The organism is Pedobacter sandarakinus (genome assembly GCF_026240095.1).
Lineage (GTDB): Bacteria > Bacteroidota > Bacteroidia > Sphingobacteriales > Sphingobacteriaceae > Pedobacter > Pedobacter sandarakinus.
On record NZ_JAPIVG010000001.1, the window covers coordinates 42,616 to 61,899 of the forward strand.

The 19,284-nt window shown below is 39.2% G+C and carries 16 protein-coding genes; 14 read left to right on the top strand and 2 right to left on the bottom strand.

Annotation, left to right across the window (positions count from 1 at the left end):
• Positions 1-16: 16 nt before the first annotated feature.
• The 13 genes from OQ268_RS00190 (at position 17) to OQ268_RS00250 (ending at position 15,933) form a co-directional block, all read left to right on the top strand.
• Complete coding sequence (locus tag OQ268_RS00190) at positions 17-862, top strand: transketolase (protein WP_265854038.1); 846 nt, start codon at positions 17-19, stop codon at positions 860-862.
• A gap of 112 nt (positions 863-974) precedes the next feature.
• Positions 975-1,934, top strand: coding sequence for a transketolase family protein (locus OQ268_RS00195; RefSeq protein ID WP_265854039.1), 960 nt, complete (start codon positions 975-977; stop codon positions 1,932-1,934).
• Positions 1,935-2,015: 81 nt separating this feature from the next.
• On the top strand, positions 2,016-2,576 hold the full coding sequence (locus tag OQ268_RS00200; RefSeq protein WP_265854040.1) for an RNA polymerase sigma factor: 561 nt from the start codon (positions 2,016-2,018) through the stop codon (positions 2,574-2,576).
• 33 nt (positions 2,577-2,609) lie between these two features.
• Positions 2,610-3,260: a hypothetical protein gene (locus OQ268_RS00205; protein ID WP_265854041.1), complete on the top strand. Its 651-nt coding sequence runs from the start codon at positions 2,610-2,612 to the stop codon at positions 3,258-3,260.
• A 66-nt stretch (positions 3,261-3,326) separates the two neighbouring features.
• Complete coding sequence (locus tag OQ268_RS00210; RefSeq protein WP_265854042.1) at positions 3,327-3,764, top strand: hypothetical protein; 438 nt, start codon at positions 3,327-3,329, stop codon at positions 3,762-3,764.
• A gap of 136 nt (positions 3,765-3,900) precedes the next feature.
• The gene (locus OQ268_RS00215) at positions 3,901-5,091 is read left to right on the top strand and encodes an aspartate aminotransferase family protein (protein ID WP_265854043.1); all 1,191 of its coding nucleotides are present in this window, start codon (positions 3,901-3,903) and stop codon (positions 5,089-5,091) included.
• An 84-nt stretch (positions 5,092-5,175) separates the two neighbouring features.
• A complete protein-coding gene (locus tag OQ268_RS00220; protein ID WP_265854044.1) occupies positions 5,176-5,853 on the top strand; it encodes a response regulator transcription factor in 678 nt (225 codons plus the stop codon).
• A 10-nt stretch (positions 5,854-5,863) separates the two neighbouring features.
• The gene (locus tag OQ268_RS00225; protein WP_265854045.1) at positions 5,864-7,174 is read left to right on the top strand and encodes a sensor histidine kinase; all 1,311 of its coding nucleotides are present in this window, start codon (positions 5,864-5,866) and stop codon (positions 7,172-7,174) included.
• A 46-nt stretch (positions 7,175-7,220) separates the two neighbouring features.
• Positions 7,221-9,125, top strand: coding sequence for a 7TM diverse intracellular signaling domain-containing protein (locus OQ268_RS00230; RefSeq protein WP_265854046.1), 1,905 nt, complete (start codon positions 7,221-7,223; stop codon positions 9,123-9,125).
• A gap of 292 nt (positions 9,126-9,417) precedes the next feature.
• Positions 9,418-12,330, top strand: a complete 2,913-nt coding sequence (locus OQ268_RS00235; protein WP_265854047.1) for a SusC/RagA family TonB-linked outer membrane protein — start codon at positions 9,418-9,420, stop codon at positions 12,328-12,330.
• A gap of 11 nt (positions 12,331-12,341) precedes the next feature.
• A complete protein-coding gene (locus OQ268_RS00240; protein ID WP_265854048.1) occupies positions 12,342-13,766 on the top strand; it encodes a RagB/SusD family nutrient uptake outer membrane protein in 1,425 nt (474 codons plus the stop codon).
• A gap of 139 nt (positions 13,767-13,905) precedes the next feature.
• Positions 13,906-15,360 carry a glycoside hydrolase family 30 protein gene (locus tag OQ268_RS00245; protein WP_265854049.1) on the top strand — a complete coding sequence of 485 codons (1,455 nt, stop codon included), beginning with the start codon at positions 13,906-13,908 and terminating at the stop codon, positions 15,358-15,360.
• A 117-nt stretch (positions 15,361-15,477) separates the two neighbouring features.
• Positions 15,478-15,933, top strand: a complete 456-nt coding sequence (locus OQ268_RS00250) for a hypothetical protein (RefSeq protein ID WP_265854050.1) — start codon at positions 15,478-15,480, stop codon at positions 15,931-15,933.
• A gap of 113 nt (positions 15,934-16,046) precedes the next feature.
• On the opposite strand, the gene OQ268_RS00255 is transcribed toward OQ268_RS00250, so the two are convergent.
• Together OQ268_RS00255 and panB are read right to left on the bottom strand one after the other, a co-directional pair.
• On the bottom strand, positions 16,047-16,733 hold the full coding sequence (locus OQ268_RS00255) for an RluA family pseudouridine synthase (protein ID WP_265854051.1): 687 nt from the start codon (positions 16,731-16,733) through the stop codon (positions 16,047-16,049).
• Positions 16,734-16,901: 168 nt separating this feature from the next.
• Positions 16,902-17,717: a 3-methyl-2-oxobutanoate hydroxymethyltransferase gene (gene panB, locus OQ268_RS00260; RefSeq protein WP_265854052.1), complete on the bottom strand. Its 816-nt coding sequence runs from the start codon at positions 17,715-17,717 to the stop codon at positions 16,902-16,904.
• 319 nt (positions 17,718-18,036) lie between these two features.
• Here panB and carA point away from each other — a divergent pair, with 319 nt between their 5' ends.
• The gene (gene carA, locus OQ268_RS00265) at positions 18,037-19,149 is read left to right on the top strand and encodes a glutamine-hydrolyzing carbamoyl-phosphate synthase small subunit (RefSeq protein WP_265854053.1); all 1,113 of its coding nucleotides are present in this window, start codon (positions 18,037-18,039) and stop codon (positions 19,147-19,149) included.
• The last annotated feature ends 135 nt before the right edge of the window (positions 19,150-19,284 follow it).

Here is a 19,284-nt window from a genome sequence, read left to right on the forward strand (position 1 = left end):
ACAACCTCATATTTTAATGAAACATACTATTAAAGAGCTAGAAGACATTGCTTCACAAATCAGACGAGATATCGTAAGAATGGTTCATGGATGCCAATCTGGCCACCCTGGTGCATCGCTAGGTTGTACCGATTTTTTTACGGCGCTTTATTTTGAAGTGATGAACCATAAAACTGATTTCACGATGGAAGGTGCAGGTGAAGATTTGTTTTTCTTGTCTAACGGCCATATATCACCCGTTTGGTATAGCACATTAGCCCATGCGGGTTATTTCGATAAAAGCGAGTTAGCTACCTTTCGTAAATTAGATTCTAGGTTGCAGGGTCACCCAACCACACACGAACATTTACCAGGAATCAGAATTGCTTCCGGGTCTTTAGGTCAAGGCTTATCGGTTGCTATCGGCGCAGCTTTAGCAAAAAAATTAAATGGCGATCATTCTTATATCTTCGCACTCCTAGGCGACGGTGAATTACAAGAAGGCCAAAACTGGGAAGCAGCGATGTTTGCGCCTTTTAATAAGGTTGATCATCTAATTGCGTCTGTAGATTACAATGGACAGCAAATAGACGGGCCTACTAGCAAAGTTTTAGCTTTAGACGACTTACAGGCAAAATTTGAGGCTTTCGGCTGGCATGTAATCAACACCGATGGTAATGATATGCAGGCTATTGTAGAAGGACTACATTATGCTAAAACACTGACTGGCAAAGGAAAACCAATCTTAAATTTAATGAGCACGCAAATGGGTGCGGGTGTAGATTACATGATGGGTAGCCATAAGTGGCATGGTACCGCCCCTAACGACGATCAGTTGGCTAAAGCATTAGCGCAATTACCAGAAACTTTAGGAGATTACTAAATCACTTGGTAGATGAGATTTTATCTCATTGTTAGTTAGCTAAAGGCTCAGTTCTAATTAAATATAAAGCCTGCGGAACAAGTTTACCGCAGCTCATTAAAAATATAAAAACGTGAAAAAATACACATATACAGAAAAAAAAGATACACGTTCGGGTTTTGGTGCTGGCTTACATGAGGCAGGTAAGAAAAACGAAAACGTGGTTGCATTGTGTGCCGATTTAGTAGGATCGCTTAAAATGGATGCTTTCATAAAAGATTTTCCGGAACGATTTACCCAGGTGGGTATTGCCGAAGCGAACATGATCGGAATTGCAGCTGGTATGACTATCGGAGGGAAAATTCCATTTACAGGTACATTTGCTAACTTTTCTACCGGACGGGTTTACGACCAAATCCGCCAATCAGTAGCGTATTCTAACAAAAATGTTAAGATTTGTGCATCACATGCTGGTTTAACACTTGGCGAAGATGGTGCAACACACCAAATTCTCGAAGATATCGGCTTAATGAAGATGCTGCCGGGAATGGTGGTAATTAATCCTTGCGATTATAACCAAACCAAAGCGGCAACTATGGCCATTGCAGAATATGAAGGGCCGGTATATTTACGTTTCGGTCGCCCGGTAATTCCAGTATTCACAGATCCTGATCAAAAGTTCGAAATTGGTAAAGCCTGGATGGTCAACGAAGGAACTGATGTAACCATAATTGCAACCGGACACATGGTTTGGAAAGCGATTGAGGCTGGCGAGAAATTAGCGGAGCTGGGTATCGATGCGGAAATTATAAATATTCACACCATTAAACCTTTGGATGATGAAGCAATCTTAACTTCTGTAAAGAAAACAGGTTGCGTGGTAACTTGCGAGGAGCACAACAAATTTGGAGGTTTAGGTGAGAGCGTTGCTAGATTATTAACTACAACACACCCAACGCCACAAGAATTTGTTGCTACTAACGATACTTTTGGAGAAAGTGGTACGCCAGATCAACTAATGGCTAAATATGGCTTAGATGCTGTAAACATTGTTGAGGCGGTTCAAAAGGTTATCAACAGAAAAAAAGCCTAGTGTAAATAAAAGATGAAGGCGCCAGACACAGCAAGAGAAATGTTGTACTGGTGCCTTTGTTATTAAAAACTAAATTACTCGATGAAACAAGTTGAAGATTCAGAAATTCTTGAAATGTTTGCCGTCGAGAGAACGCGTAATGAGGCCTTTAATTTGTTGTTAAAAAAATATCAGCAAAAAATTTATTGGCACATTAGGCGCTTGGTTCTTAACCATGATGACTGTGATGATCTATTACAGGAAGTTTTTGTAAAGGTTTGGAAAAACCTGGATAAATTTCGGAGCGACTCTCAACTCTATACCTGGATTTATCGCATCGCGACAAATGAATCGATTACCTTTTTAAATAAGCAAAAACTTAAAAACAATACGCCATTAGATGAGGTTTCATCTGAACTGGCAGAAAACCTAGTAGCCTCATCTTATTTTAATGGAGATAAACTTGAGCTTAAATTGCAAAAAGCAATACTTACGCTGCCCGAAAAACAGCGAATTATCTTCAACATGAAATATTTTGATGATATGAAATATGAAGAAATTTCTGAGGTGCTGGGAACATCTGTAGGTGCACTAAAAGCGTCATTTCATATTGCCGCGAAAAAAATCGAAGCAATTATTACAAATGATGAAATTGATTATTAAACCTTTTGCGTTTTATTTAATCATATAACTGTGATGAATGAGAATATAGAAAATAACGACTGGAAACTGGATGCACCAAGCCTTGCGGCACTAGATAGGCGCAATCCATATTTAGTTCCAGATCAATATTTCGAAGATGCGGAAGCGGCTATTAAAAGTGAAATTTATTTAAGTGACTTAAAATCGAAAACTAGCGAAACTACTTTTAGTGTACCACATGGGTATTTTGAGGACTTAGCAGAACGCATTGAGACGAACGTTAAGTTATCTCAAGTACAGCTAACTGATAATTCCTTTGCAGTTCCGGATGGTTATTTCGAAAGCTTACAGCAACGCATCGCTGATAAAGTTTCGTTAACGGTTCCTGTAAGACATGCTAAAATTATTCCGCTTTGGAAACGTAGTTTTGTTAAATATGCGAGTGCAGCATGTTTCGCAATCATTGCATCTTTTGGCGCTTACTATTACCAAAACAGCACGCCCATGCCTGCAATGCAAACGCAATCTGCTGATTTGGCCAACGACCAAATGCTTTATGACATCGACGAAAGTACTATTATTGAACATTTAGAAACGCAATCATCACAATCAACAAATGCCAACTCTGCTTCAGATACAGAAATGGAAAACTACATCTTGAGTAATTTCTCTTCGAGCGATTTATCTCAGGAACTAAATAATTAATTAATCATCATGATGAGTGAAGTGAAAAACTTCATCAGCATTGAAGAAATAAAATAACCGATAAAAATGAGGCACCTAATATTCGTTGCTCTTATGCTTTTATTGCCCGCTACACTATTGGCGCAGAGACCAAAAGGCGAGGAAATAGAATCGTTAAAAATTGCATACTTCACCCAAAAATTAGATTTATCTGCTGAAGAGGCTAAAATTTTCTGGCCAATTTATAATGATATGGAAAACGAGCAAAATGCGCTGCGTAAAGAACGCATTCAGAAAATGATTTCGTTTAGAAAAGTTACTGAGATTGATAATTTAAGTGATGCCCAGGTACAAAGCCTAATCACCAGCGAATTTGATTTTAGGCAGCGAGATTTGAACTTAGAAAAAAAATATTACAATCGTTTAAAATCTAGCTTACCCATTAAAGTGGTTGGCAAGTTTTACAGGGCCCAGGAGGGTTTTAAACGGGAGCTGCTCAATCGATTTAAAGATAGACGAAATTAATGCCGAAGGCTTACAGTTATGTAAGTCTTTTTTATTTTACATAATCTCTATATCACAATTGGCAGAAAGTATTCAAATTTCTATACGGGGAACATCCATAAAGTGCAACTGTAACTCGAAATGAGTATTTTTGTAAATGCTTACTCAACGTCAGTTATTTTTACAACACAATGCACAAACCTCTCCAGAGCCTTTAATGTTAGAATTTGTAAGGGCAAAAGGCATTTATATTTACGATGCCGCTGGCAGAAAACATTTAGATCTGATTGCCGGCATTGGCGTAAGTAATGTTGGTCATTGCCATCCTGCGGTGGTAGAAGCAATACAAAAGCAAGCTGAAACCTATATGCATTTGATGGTGTATGGAGAGTATATCCAAACGCCACAGGTTAATTTTGCCAAAGCGCTAGCCGATGTTTTACCACCTAGCTTAAGCTGTACCTATTTTTTAAACTCTGGCACCGAGGCTGTAGAAGGGGCCATGAAACTTGCTAAGCGCTACACTGGTAGAAAAGGTTTTATTGCTTGCAAAAATGCCTACCACGGGAGCACTCATGGGGCTGAAAGTTTAATGGAAAGCGATTTCTATTCGACTGGTTATGGTCCGTTTTTGCCTCATGTAGATTTTATAGAACATAATAACCTAAATGATCTTGGGAAAATAACAGAAGAAATTGCGGCTGTTTTCATAGAACCTATACAAGGTGAGGCTGGTATTAGAGTTGCAAATTTACCATACATGCAGGCTTTAAGAGCTAGATGCAATGAGACAAAAACGCTATTAATTTTTGATGAAATCCAGTCTGGCTTTGGCCGAAGCGGTAAAATGTTTGCTTTTGAGCATTTTGATGTGGTACCAGATGTGTTGCTTTTAGCTAAGGGGATTGGTGGCGGAATGCCCATCGGTGCCTTTATCAGTTCGCTTGAAATCATGTCGGTACTTTCCCACTCCCCTATTTTGGGCCACATGACTACTTTTGGCGGGCACCCGGTTTGTTGTGCAGCTGGTTTGGCCACTCTCAGAACGTTGGTCGATGAAAAAATTGTCGATGGTGTAGAAGAAAAAGGCAATCTTTTCAAAAAGTTACTTCAACACCCAGCTATAAAGGAGATAAGAGGTAAAGGACTTATGTTGGCCGTAGAATTTGAAGATTTCGAATTGAATAAAAAGATTATCGATTCCTGTATTTTAGATGGTGTGCTCTCAGATTGGTTTCTACATTGCAGCAACTCCATGCGCATTGCGCCTCCACTAATCATTACCAAGCAAGAAATTGAGGAAGCCTGCGCAATCATCCTCAAAAATATTAATTTAGTAGTGGGATAGCGCTGAAAGGTGAAAGGCTAGAGCGAAAAGCTAAAACACGCTTTGCCGGATCTTGATCCCTGATACTAAATACTTGATACTAAAATGAACGTACTAATTGTTGAAGATGAAAAAAGCCTTGCGCTGGAAATGGATGAATTCTTAAGCAAAGAAGGTTTTATTGTAGAACATGCCTGGAAAAAAGCATCTGCTGAAGAGAAGATCTTTGTAAACAATTACGATTTTATATTATTGGATTTAGGTTTGCCAGATGGCGATGGTTTTGAAGTGCTGGCCCAACTAAAAAGCTTTAAGGACCGCGATGATGCCGTAATAATTCTTACTGCCCGCAGCGCTGTCGACGACAGAATTAAAGGTTTGGATGATGGAGCAGATGACTACCTTCCTAAGCCATTTTCACTTAACGAGCTTCTTGCACGGATGCACGCCATTACAAGGCGAAAACATAAATTGGATCGAAACGAAATAAATATCCACAACTTTCTCTTAAATATTCAGAACAGAACGGTTTCTTTTGGCGATGAAAGACTAAACCTAACCAAAAAAGAGTATGAGATCTTCAACTATTTGGTACTCAACAAAAACCGTGTGGTATCTAGAATGAGCTTAACAGAGCATGTTTGGGGCGATATTCTGGAAGTGAATTCAGATTCGAACTTTGTTGATGTTCATGTAAAAAACCTGCGTAAGAAATTAGCTGCTGCAAACCCTATTGATTGGTTCGAAACGGTTAGAAGCATTGGCTATCGCATCAATTGTTAATCAAACTTAAATGAAGTTACAAGTTAAGTTTTCCCTTTACAATGCCGTCACCAAAATTTCCATCATATTACTCTTGGGGTTGATCATCTTATTTTCATTGGATAAACTCGCTTATAACCAACTGGATAACAGGCTTATCAAAAAGAAAAACAAAATTATTAAAAACCTCAGTGATAGCGAAATTGATACTCTGCTAAATAAGCAATCATCATTTACCGATTACAATATATTAAAAGAAGAATTTATCATCTTAACAGACATACCTGATAACCAGAAAGATTCTGTAGCCAACGTATATACCGAAAGAAGAGAAATTGAAGGGGATATTGAGGTCTATCGAATACTAAACTATAAATTTTCTTATCGAACAAATTGGTACAATTTAGAAATTGGAGAAACTATGACAACCCTTCAATCCATCAAAAATTCAATCCGCTTTTATATGTTGATTGTGTTGGTAGGTACCTTATTGGTTACTTTAATTACTGACTATGCATTTTCTAACTTTTTACTGCGACCATTTTATCTCATTATTGATAAAAAAATTAATCGCGTAGATGACCCTTCACATTACAACTATGAAAATATTCCCACCACAACCGATGATTTTAAAATATTAGACAACAGCGTGAATTCATTAATGCGAAAGATCAATACGCTGTTCGCATTAGAGAAACAGTTTATCGCCAATGTTTCGCATGAGTTACTTACTCCCATTTCGATCCTAAGTACCCGTTTTGAAAACATGCTTAACACCCCTTCTATCCCCGAAGAACACGAAAACAAAATTTATGCCTCTTTAAAAACTTTAAACCGGCTGAAAGTTGTAATCAACAGCCTGCTCCTGATATCTAAAGTAGAAAATAACCAATACCTTAAAACGGAACAGATTAATTTAAGAAGCGAACTTGCAGACGTTTACGACGAGTTAGAAGATCGAATTGCCGATAAGCAAATTAAGTATGCTGCTAAGTTTCCAGATGATTTTACTTTAACCGGAAATCAGCCTTTAATACATACGTTGTTGATGAATCTACTAAGCAATGCAGTGAAATACAATCGGGTTGGTGGAGAAATCTCAATTATCGGAAAGTTTAATTCACAAGGCTACACGTTAACCATTTCAGATACTGGCATAGGAATGAGTGAGCAGTTCCTGGAAAATGCATTCGACCGTTTTAAACGTGGCAATTCGGAAGAAAATGGTTTTGGTTTAGGTTTGGCAATCGTAGAAAGTATTGCAAGTTTTCACAAAATTGGGATCACCGTAACCTCAGTAGAAATGCAGGGCACTACTGTTTCTCTAAGTTTCGACACCTAATATTGGCAATTGTAAGCCCAAAATACAATTTTGTACCTTTGCTTTAATGCAAGTGCAAATCAGTTTTATAAAAATACTGGCGGTAATATTTGGCCTCGTAGTGTTGTGTACGTTAGAGACATTAGCGCAAAAACCTGTAGCAATACAAGATAGTGTAGACCAACATATTTTTACTTTTAGAGAAATTGAAGTGTTGGAAGATCCCAACGAGCAATTTACGTTTGAACAGGTTAAAAGCAGTGAATTTAGCAGTAGGTTTAAACCAAGCGCCAGCAGCACACCACAAACAAAAAACCTAAATAAGAGCTACTGGTTTAGAATTAAAGTTAAAGGCAACCCAAACGCCGACAAAACCTTCCTGCTTGAGTTCTTTGATCAAACAATCGATCAAATAAGTGCTTACATCCCACAGAAAAATCATATTTATCATGTAGCGGAACTGGGAGATGCAAACCCATTTTACAAGCGGATAATTAGCCACAAAAATTTCGAAATACCCATCCAAAATACTGGCAATGATGTAGATACCTACTATTTCAAAATCAAATCATCTCAAATTTCCGATATCATTATCGTGCTTAGGTCGGCAGAGTGGTTTATTGCCTATGCACTAAACGAGTATTTTTATTTCGGCATCTTCTACGGGATGATTTTAGTGTTTAGTTTCTACAACCTCATTATGTACTTAGCCATCAGGCAAAAGCAGTACCTCTATTATGTATTGTATAACTTAAGCGTGGGTCTTTTCGAGATAGCTACTGACGGCATAGCTTACCAGTATTTATGGCCAAATTCACCAAATTGGAATCAGGTGGCTTACGCATTTGCTCTTTGTGCAACAAGCATTTTTGCCTTGCTATTTACCAGGGAATTACTTTTAGTTAGGGCTAAGGCACCTAAATTGAACCGACTTATTGTTGGCGTAATCATACTGAGATTAGTCTTTTTTATCTATTGCTACTTTCTAAACCAAAATGCATTTAGCTACAAATTTATAGACGCTGTTCCTTTATCTGTAGCATTTTTTACAGGAATTTACATCTACAAAAAGGGCTACAAGCCTGCACGTTTCTTTGTATTGGGCTACAGCTTTCTTTTTGCAGGGTTTACGCTCAAATTCTTAATTATGCTGGGTATTGCCTGGCTTAATTTTGGGGCGCTTAGTTACTATAGCCTAAGCTTCTGCTTCGTATTAGAAATGGTGTTTCTATCTTTTGCTATAGGCGATAAAGTACGGATTTTAAAGATAAACAGAGATAAGGCACAGCAGAAGATAATCCGCCAAATGGATGTTAATGCCAAGCTAAAAGACACGATTAACCAAGAATTAGAAACTAAGGTAGAAGAACGAACAAGAGAAGTATATCACAAATCCTTAATCATTGAAAGTAAAAATCAGGCCTTAGAGGAAGCAAATTTACTTTTGCAACAACAGGCCGAAGAGATTTCCCGTATGAATGTTCTGTTGGAGCAAGATAATGAAGAGTTGCAAACCAACGTAGAAAAGGTTACCAGAGATCGGGTAATGAACACCGAGGTCGATTTTGAAGAATTTAGTAAGATATATCCAGATAAAGAATCTTGTTTTGAGTTTCTTGCCAACTTAAAATGGAGCAAAGGCTATCATTGTCGTAAATGCAACAATGACCACTATTTTGCTGGCCACATCATGTACAGTCGCCGTTGCAGCAAATGCGGTTATGAAGAATCTGTTACCACGTATACCGTTTTTCACAATACTCGTATTCCGCTAAATAAGGCATTCTATATGATATTTTTGATCTACTCAACCAATGGAAAAATTTCGTCACACAAACTTTCTGAGCTACTTACCATAAGGCAGAGTACCTGCTGGACGTTTGGCTCGAGGATTAAAAAAGTAATGGAAGAGCGCAAAAGATTACTTAAAAAAACCGGTAAAGATGGGTGGAGTCAGCTGGTTATTGAATAATTTATAGACTACATTACCTTGGAATTGCATTTTTTTCAATGGAAAAAATACAAAATTCGCCAAGGTATTTAAGCGTATCAAACTACCACAATAATTCTAATGTATATTGCTGTTCAAGCCCTGGTTATCAGGCAATAAACCGTGGAAGCAACAGCGGTACTAAAGCGTATCAAAAAACTCTCAAAAGTCTAATTATCAAATACTTACGATAAATTTAATACTGAAAAAACTTGTTTTTAACATGAATTGAGCGTTAACTTTACCTCATAATAATATAACAAAGCAAAAAAATATGAGAACAAAGTTTACATTGCTTATGGTATTTTTTCTTTGCGCCGTCTCCTTTAGTATGGCTCAAGACATTATCATTAAAGGGCAGGTGAAAGATCAAAAAGGACTGCCGCTTCCAGGGGTATCCGTAAAAGTCAAAGGTACTAGTCAAGGGGCTTCTACCTCAGACAATGGCGGCTATACCATATCGGCACCACAAAATGCCATATTGGAATTTTCATTTATCGGATTTAAATCCATAGAAGAACCCATAGGCAACCGCACGAACATTAACATTACTTTATCTGATGACAATCAACAGCTGAATGAGGTAGTAGTTATTGGTTATGGTACTACAACCAAAAAAGATCTAACCACTTCGGTAGTTTCTGTCTCTTCAAAAGATTTAGAAAATCAACCCATAACTAATCCACTCCAGGCCATTCAGGGGCGAGCGGCAGGTGTACAAGTAAGCTCGCAATCTGGTAAACCCGGGGCAGGTATTTCAATAAGTATTAGGGGTAATACATCTATTACGGCTTCTAATAGCCCGTTATATGTAATAGATGGGGTTACTTCCAGAGATGCTAGCTTTCTAAATGCCAATGACATTGAAACGATGACCATTTTGAAAGATGCTTCTGCAGCTGCGATTTATGGATCCAGTGGTGCCAACGGTGTGGTATTAATCACAACAAAAAAAGGCAGTTCAGGCAAGTTAAAAGTGGCTTTCAATGCTTTTACAGGCTTCTCCAACTTCTGGCAAACGCAAGATGTTTTGAACAACGATCAATATATATCTTTAATGCGAGAACTGGGCTACACATCTTTCGGGGGCACAAACAATACAGATTGGCAGAAAGAAACCTTTGGTACAGGAATGCAAAACCAATATCAAACATCTATTTCCGGTGGTGTAAAAGGTGGGCAGTACTATTTTTCCACAGGTTACCAGCAAGATAAAGGGGTTGTTGCACCAGCAAAGTTAGATCGAATAACCGCTAACTTCAATGGTTCGCAAAACATTACACCTTGGTTGAAACTTACCGGAAACGCTGTTTTAACTTCAAGCAACTCTATTGATGTAGGCGATAACAGTAGCGTATCTCGTGGTGGTGTAATTCTAGGTGCGCTTACTACGCCACCAACCATCGGCATCTTTGAACCTAACGGGCAATATACAACCATCCCTAATGCAGGTGGATGGGACAATCCACTTGCCCTGGCTTTCGGCTCAGACAATAAAAACCGGAATTTCAGGTTTATTGGCGCTTTTGGCGCACAGCTTAACTTCACCAAAGATTTGTATCTGAAATCAACTATCAGTACCAATTCAAACAGAAACTTTTATCGCTATTTTACAGATAATTTCTTAACCACTTATGGCCGCCAGGAAAGAGGTGTTTACAGAGATAATACAACTAAGGATCATGTTTGGCTAAACGAAAATATTTTAAACTACACAAAAAATGTAGGTAAGAATGCATTTACGGCTACAGGTGGTTACACTTTACAGTCGTCAGATTATCAATACAAAAACAATGAGGTAACCCGTTTTTACGATGTAAGCGGGAAACCAATTATTCCATCCGTTGCTTTAACAGTACCTCAGCGGGCGCAATGGAGCAAGCAATCTTACCTGGCCAGAATTACTTACGCTTACGATAGTAAATATTTGTTTAGCTCTAACTTCAGGGCCGATGGTTCTTCCCGCTTTGCGAAAGAAAACCGTTTTGGTTACTTCCCATCATTTTCTGCCGGATGGAGAATTTCTGGAGAAAACTTTATGAAAGACAGCAAAACCATTAACGACTTAAAAGTTCGTGGTAGCTGGGGTAAGGTAGGTAACGACGAAGGTATTGGAGACTATGCATATTTAAAACTTTATAGTGTTAACGCACAAGGTGAATATAATTTGCAAAACCCAGCCAACGACAACCTATCCTGGGAAAAAACTACTCAAACCAATATTGGGCTAGATTTATCTATGTTTAAAAGCAGAATTACATTTACTGCTGATGCTTATCTAAAGAAAACGAACGATTTGTTGATTAACGTTCAGCTGCCACCATCATCGGGTTTTGGTAGCCAGGCGTACAACGTAGGTTCTATGGAAAACAAAGGCTTGGAATTTGTGCTATCAACCAAAAACTTCGACCGTGAAAAGTTCCAGTGGACTACTGATTTAAACTTCTCGTTAAACAGGAACAAGGTAACAGACTTGGGTGCAACAACACAGTCACTAGATTTTGCAGGCATCTACGAGCGTGATGCCGCAGTTCGGGTGGTTAAAGACCGGCCATTGGGCAGTTTTTACGGGTATGTATTTACTGGTGTAAACCCAACAACAGGTGCTGCACATTATGCCGATACCAACGGCAATGGCGTTACAGGTTCTGCAGATCCTGGAGATAGAACATTTATAGGTTCCGCACAACCTAAATTTATCTATGGAATCACAAACAACTTTGTATTGGGAAACTGGGGATTTAATTTCTTCTTCCAGGGTGTTCAAGGTAGCCAGTTGTTCAATGCATCCAGAATTGATTTGGAAGGCATGTTTGATTCCAAAAATCAATCAGCAGCAGTGTTAAACAGGTGGACTACGCCAGGACAAATTACCAACGTACCAAAAGCATTAAGGAGTAGTTCTGAAAACTCGCTAACATCTAGTCGTTTTGTTGAAGATGCCTCTTATTTAAGATTGAAAACGGCCACACTATCTTATAACTTCGGCTCCACTATATTAGAAAAGCTGAAGATGAGCAAGGTGACTATTTTTGCGACTGGTTATAATGTGCTCACATTTACAAAATACTCTGGTTTAGATCCAGAGGTAAATGTGAATGCGGCAAATGGGCCGTCTATGGGTGTAGATTATGGTACCTACCCGCAGTCGAGAAGTATATTATTCGGTATTAATGTTGGATTTTAAGAATTAAGAAAATGAAACTAAAAATATATTCGTTAGTAACTGCCGCAGCGTTAACAATAACCCTGCAAAGCGGATGCAAAAAAGATTTCCTTGAGAAACAACCATTTAACCAGGTAACTGGCGATGTCGCATTTACAACTGCTGCCGGAGCAGAAAAGTTAATGGCAGGTGCTTACGGCGGTATGTATAACGACTACCACATCTGGGACTATATGATTAACGGCGATGTAACTGCCGATAATGCTTATGCTGGTGGTGATAATCCGGCGAACATCCAGATCGATTTATTTACCACAAATGCTACGAACGGCAATGTAGGGAGAGACTGGAGTGGGCTTTATTCGAACATTAAAAATGCAAATGAGGTGCTAGAAAACGTACCCAACATTCAAGATCCAGCGCTGGATGCTAACGGCAGAAGAAACCAAATTATCGGCGAGGCATCGACGTTGAGGGCATATTTTTATTTTCACCTGGTTAGGCTTTGGGGTGGCGTACCACTCATCCTAAAATCGCCAACCTCGCTGGAAGAAATGCAAAAACCTCGTGCAAGTGTTGATGAGGTTTACGCACAGATTATCAAAGATTTGGAAACAGCATTACCCAATGTACGAACAACGGCATCAAACAAAGGTATAATAACAAAAGGGATCGTAAACGCTTTATTAGCAAAGGTTTATGCTTCAAAACCTAGCCCTGATTGGACTAAAGTGCAACAATATGCAGATGCTACCATAAATGGAGGATATAGTTTATTGCCGTCTTTCGACCAGTTATTTGATGGCGTACATAAAAACAACAGCGAATCTATCTGGGAGATGCAGTACGATGGTTGGGGTGGTCCAAGTGGTCGTGGTAACTGGATGCCTAGCGTTTTGGTAGGCACTGGCTGGAAGCGTTTCTGCACGCCAACTAACGATTTGGTGGCGGCTTACGATTCGGAAGGTGACATGATCCGTAAGAACTCCAGCATCAGTTTTAAAAACGTGAATACTGAGGGTTGGTCTGATGACTATTGGTCTAAATCTAACTACCCTTACATTAATAAATATCGCGTAGATGATTTATCTAATTCGTACATTATTCGCCTTGCAGATATTAAGCTTTTAAAGGCAGAAGCCTTAAATGAATTGAGTGCATCAGGATGGTCTTCAGCAGCAAGCATTGTAAACGAGATCCGTAACAGAGTAAATTTACCTGCAACCTCTGCAACCGATCAGGCAAGCATGCGCTTGGCTATCGAGAAAGAGCGCAGATTAGAATTGGCATTTGAAGGCCATCGTTGGTTCGATTTATTAAGAACAAACCGTGCTATACCCGTTATGAATGCACAGAAAAATGGAAGTGGCGCTAGCTTAAACTATAATGTTACTGCTGCAAAATTGTTATTCCCAATTCCGCAGGCAGAACGTGATAGAAATCCGAATATTCGTTAATTTTATGCCAATGGCGGCCTGTGCCGCTATTGGTATTAACGATCATTATTTGAATCGACATGCGAATTAACAGCCCGAAATACTGCTTTCACGCAGCTAACTTATTCCAAAATCTCATCAACATCAACCCTAAAACCAAATGAAATTAACCTTTAATATTTGTATCGTTTTCAGTATACTTTTATCGGCCTGCGCCTGTAGAAAAACTACCAGCTCGAGTACTGAAACCAACAACAGCAGCAATCCGACCGCTAACGAACCAGTGAAAACGGAAGTTGCCTTCTGGTTAACAAAAGGTGATCAGTCTGAATTATTGAAAAAACAAAATGTAGCTTTAAATTTTGCAGAGGCAACCAATGCTAATCCTACCATCGAGGTAGATCCGGGTACAACATTCCAAACAATTGATGGTTTCGGTTATACCCTAACGGGAGGAAGCGCCACATTAATTAATACTTTGCCAGCGACTGACAAGGATAAATTGTTAAATGAACTTTTTGGATCAGAAGAAACCGGCATCCGTGTAAACTACATCCGTGTAAGCATTGGGGCATCAGATTTAAGCGCTAATCCTTTTACGTATAATGAATTACAGAACGGAGAAACAGACGAATCTTTAAGTAAATTTTCTATTGAGAAAGAACAGGCAGACTTAATTCCTGTGTTGCAAAAGATTGTAGCCATTAACCCTGCAATTAAAATATTAGGATCGCCATGGACGGCGCCAACCTGGATGAAAACGAATAAAAGTTTTATTGGCGGCAGCTTAAAGCCAGAATACTACCAAACGTATGCGAAATATCTGGTTAAATATATCCAGGCAATGAAGGCGGAAGGCATTACAATAGATGCCATCACGCCACAAAATGAACCACTACATCCTGGTAATAACCCAAGCATGTATATGGAAGCCATAGACCAGGCCAATTTCATAAAAACTGCACTCGGACCAATTTTCAAAAGCAGTGGTATCACAACAAAAATAATCGTTTACGACCATAACGCCGATAAACCTGAATACCCCATTACCATTTTAAACGATGCGGAAGCTAAAAAATATGTTGACGGATCGGCATTTCACCTATATGCAGGACCAATATCTGCCCTTACCCAGGTACACAATGCCCACCCTGATAAAAATGTGTACTTTACAGAACAATGGGTTGGCGGCCCGAGTAATTTTGGAGAAGATTTAAAATGGCATGTTTCTACGCTGATAGTGGGTGCCACCAGAAACTGGAGTAAAAATGTACTGGAATGGAATCTTGCTGCCGACCAGAATTACAACCCGCACACTGATAAAGGCGGCTGTACCTCTTGCCTTGGTGCGTTAACCATAACACCGGGCATAAGTAGAAATGTGGCATACTATGTAATTGCTCATGCTTCTAAATTTGTACCAACGGGTTCTGTAAGGATTGCTTCAAACATCACCAGCAATTTGCAAAACGTGGCATTTAAAACCCCCGAAGGCAAGATTGTACTTGTGGTTTGCAATAATAACAATAGCGAAACGGCATTTAACATTAAGTACAATGGTAAAATAGTTTCTAGCAACTTAGCGCAGGGTGCTGTTGCCACTTATGTTTGGTAAAGAATTTATCTTAATTATTAAAATGAGCCCTGCAATTTGCGGGGCTTTTCTTTTTAAGCAGAAATTTAAGCAATATTGGCAAGGCCTTTGTAGCCGGTAAACAAATCAACCCGTATTATGAAAAGAACAATACCGATAGTGGCTATGGCACTAATGAGCTTGGCTGCTTGCCAAAACAACACCAATAGCAATGGCGAAGAGACTAAAAATAGTCAGGCAGAAAATAATGGAGCGGAATGCTTTGAATACGTTAACAACAAAGATACCGCAAATTTGAAATTAAATTTCGACGATGATAAAATTACCGGCACGCTGGCCTATAATCTATTTGAAAAGGATAAAAACGATGGGGTTATCGCTGGTATTGTGAAGGGCGATACCTTGATTGCAGACTATACATTCAATTCAGAAGGAACGACCTCTACAAGACAGGTAGTTTGGTTAAAACAAGATGGAAAATTAGTTGAGGGTTTTGGAGATATTGAAGAGGTAGATGGGAAAACCATGTTTAAAAATGTTTCTTCACTCACTTTCGGAAAATCGATGGTATTTACCAAAACCGAATGCAATTAAAACAATATAGAATGAGATGCGGCAATCGCTTGCAGGTTGCCGCTAGATTTTTTTTGATGTTTTAGAGCCACCAAACATGATGCTGAAATGTTATTAATAAACAGGTTTACACCTTAGGCATTTTCGAATCTTTCCCAAAAACCATCTACGGGTAGTTTAGCGAAGATATTAACCGGTTCTTTTTTTACGGGATGAATAAATTGTAAACGCCGAGCATGCAAGCAAATACTTCCCTTTCTGCTTCCTCGGGGATAGCCATATTTATTGTCGCCAACTATGGGACAGCCCATTGATGAAAGCTGAACTCTAATTTGATGCGAGCGCCCCGTTAGTGGGTCGACCTCGATGAGGTAATAATCGCCAAGCTTGATTAACAGGCGGTAAGAAAGTTCCGCCCTTTGGGATCCCTGAACCTCACTATTGTAATAGGTTACAACATTCTTCTGGGGATTTTTAACTAACCAATGTACCAGCGTACCCGACTCGTTTTCGGGCTTGTTTCTGGCCACTGCCCAATAAGTTTTCTTTACCTCACGATTTTTGAAGGCGGCGTTCATCCTTTCTAGCGCCTTACTGGTTTTTGCAAATAAAATTACCCCACTTACAGGCCGATCTAGCCGGTGCACAACACCTAAAAATGCCCCGTTGGGTTTATTGTATTTCTTGGCAATGTATTTTTTTACCTGCTCATCCAAAGGTTCATCGCCGGTTTCATCTACCTGTACAATATCGCCCGCCCTTTTGTTAATTGCGATTAAATGGTTGTCTTCAAAAAGAATGTCTTTATCGGTAATTGGCATATAAATAAAAAACGCTGTTATTGTACGCTATGGTTAAAGTGTTGTGTACCACATGATGTTCTTAAACCCGATTGCAGTGGCAGCCTCCGATTTTTTTCAATCGGAGCTATAACGGAAAGCGGGACTAACATCAATTGAAATGCTGCCAGTGCTTTCCAAAAAAAATATCTAGTACTGCTCTTTCTCGTTTGGAAAATCGTTACCCTTCACATCGTGAATGTAAGACTGCGCTGCGCCAAGAATCTCTTCGTACAAATTAATATATTGGCGCAGAAAACGTGGTTTAAAGCCTTTAGTGAGGCCAATCATATCGTTTACTACCAAAACTTGTCCATCGCAATGTGGCCCGGCGCCAATGCCAATGGTTGGAATATGCAGGCTTTCTGACACCTCTTTTCCAAGCGCCGCCGGAATTTTCTCTAACACCACAGCAAAACAACCTGCGGCCTGTAAGGCCAAAATGTCGGTTTTAAGCTTATTGGCCTCAGCGTCTTCTTTAGCTCTAACGGTATAAGTGCCAAATTTATAAATAGATTGCGGCGTTAAGCCCAGATGACCCATTACCGGGATACCGGCAGTAATTATACGCTGTACAGATTCGATGATTTCTTCGCCGCCTTCTAGCTTAACACCATGTGCACCAGACTCTTTCATGATCCTGATAGCCGAATTTAAGGCTTCTTTAGAATTACCTTGATAAGAACCAAAAGGTAAATCGACCACTACAAAAGCACGCTTTACAGCCCTAATTACCGAGGCCGCATGGTAAATCATTTGATCGAGGGTAATTGGCAAGGTAGTTTCATGGCCAGCCATTACGTTTGATGCCGAATCGCCAACAAGCAATACATCTAAACCAGCATCGTCTAAAATGGTGGCCATCGAATAATCGTAAGCTGTAAGCATTGATATTTTTTCACCTCGCTGCTTCATTTCCTGCAAAATGTGCGTGGTTATTCTTTTTATTTCCTTGTGTACCGACATGGCTTGGGTTTTAATGCCCAAAAGTATTGTTTTTTCTTCAATTAAGCTGATAAGCAAAACGTAAAACATAGACGCAATCTCAAACTAAAATAATTTTTAAAATTACAGGGCTTAGATAGCCAGGAGTTGATGAACTTGTGATTTTCATGCGGGCTTATTTTATTTTTCTCTTTACATTGCCAATCTTAAAACCTATCTTTGTACCCCGAAATGGAAGGGATTTATTCATCTTTTTTTGCATCCGGCAAAAACAGCTTTACTGCTGAAAGCAACCCTTTTTTCAACTCTTTTTTAACCCAAAATCCACATTGTAATTACCATGACTAACTACACCAAGTTACCTGCGATTTTATTACTGGCCGATGGTACGGTTTTTTACGGCAAAGCTGCCGGAAAAATTGGCACCACAACGGGCGAAATTTGTTTTAATACCGGGATGACAGGTTACCAGGAAATTTTTACTGATCCCAGTTATTTCGGACAAATAATGGTTACCACCAATTCGCATATCGGCAATTACGGTATCCAAAGAGAGGAAATTGAATCTGATTCGATTAAAATTGCTGGTTTGGTTTGCAAGAATTACAACATTGTTTATAGCCGTAAGCAAGCAACAGAATCTATTCAGGATTATTTCCAGAATGATAACTTAGTGGCCATTTCTGATATCGACACGAGGGCGCTTGTACGTCATATTAGAGATAAAGGTGCCATGAATGCGATTATTTCTTCTGAGATAACTGATTTAGATGAATTGAAACAGAAACTGGCAGAGGTGCCATCAATGGAGGGGTTAGAGCTTTCTTCTAAGGTGAGTACAAACGAACCATATTTTTTTGGTAACCCAGATGCGAGCCTAAAAGTTGCTGCATTGGATCTTGGCATTAAGAAAAACATCCTTCGTAGTTTCGAAAACAGAGATATTTATGTTCAGGTATTTCCGGCTAAAACCACTTTCTCCGAAATGGAAAAATTTAGTCCCGATGGATATTTTATTTCTAATGGTCCTGGCGATCCATCAGTGATGCCATATGCTGTAAATACCATTAAAGAAATTTTAGAGGAAAACAAACCTTTATTCGGAATTTGCTTAGGGCACCAACTATTGGCGGAAGCCAACGACATTGGCACCATGAAAATGTTTAATGGTCACCGTGGGTTAAATCATCCCGTAAAAAATGTTATAAAAAACCACTGCGAAGTTACTTCGCAAAACCATGGTTTCGGTGTTGTACCAGACGAGGTTTTAAAATCTGATAAAGTAGAGGTTACCCACATCAATTTGAATGACAAATCTATCGAGGGCATCCGAGTTAAGGGTAAAAAAGCATTTTCTGTACAGTACCACCCAGAATCATCTCCTGGCCCGCACGATTCTCGTTACCTGTTCGATGATTTTGTAAACGTAATGAAGGGCGAATTGGTCTGGTAGCCAATTAATATGATAAAGCAACTGATGTAGGCATCATTACTACAATGATAAATCTGCGAACCTTTAGCTTATTGGCTTAAGCTTCGCAGATTTTGTTGTTTATTCCTTTGGCCTTCAAAAAACTATCTGGCGTTT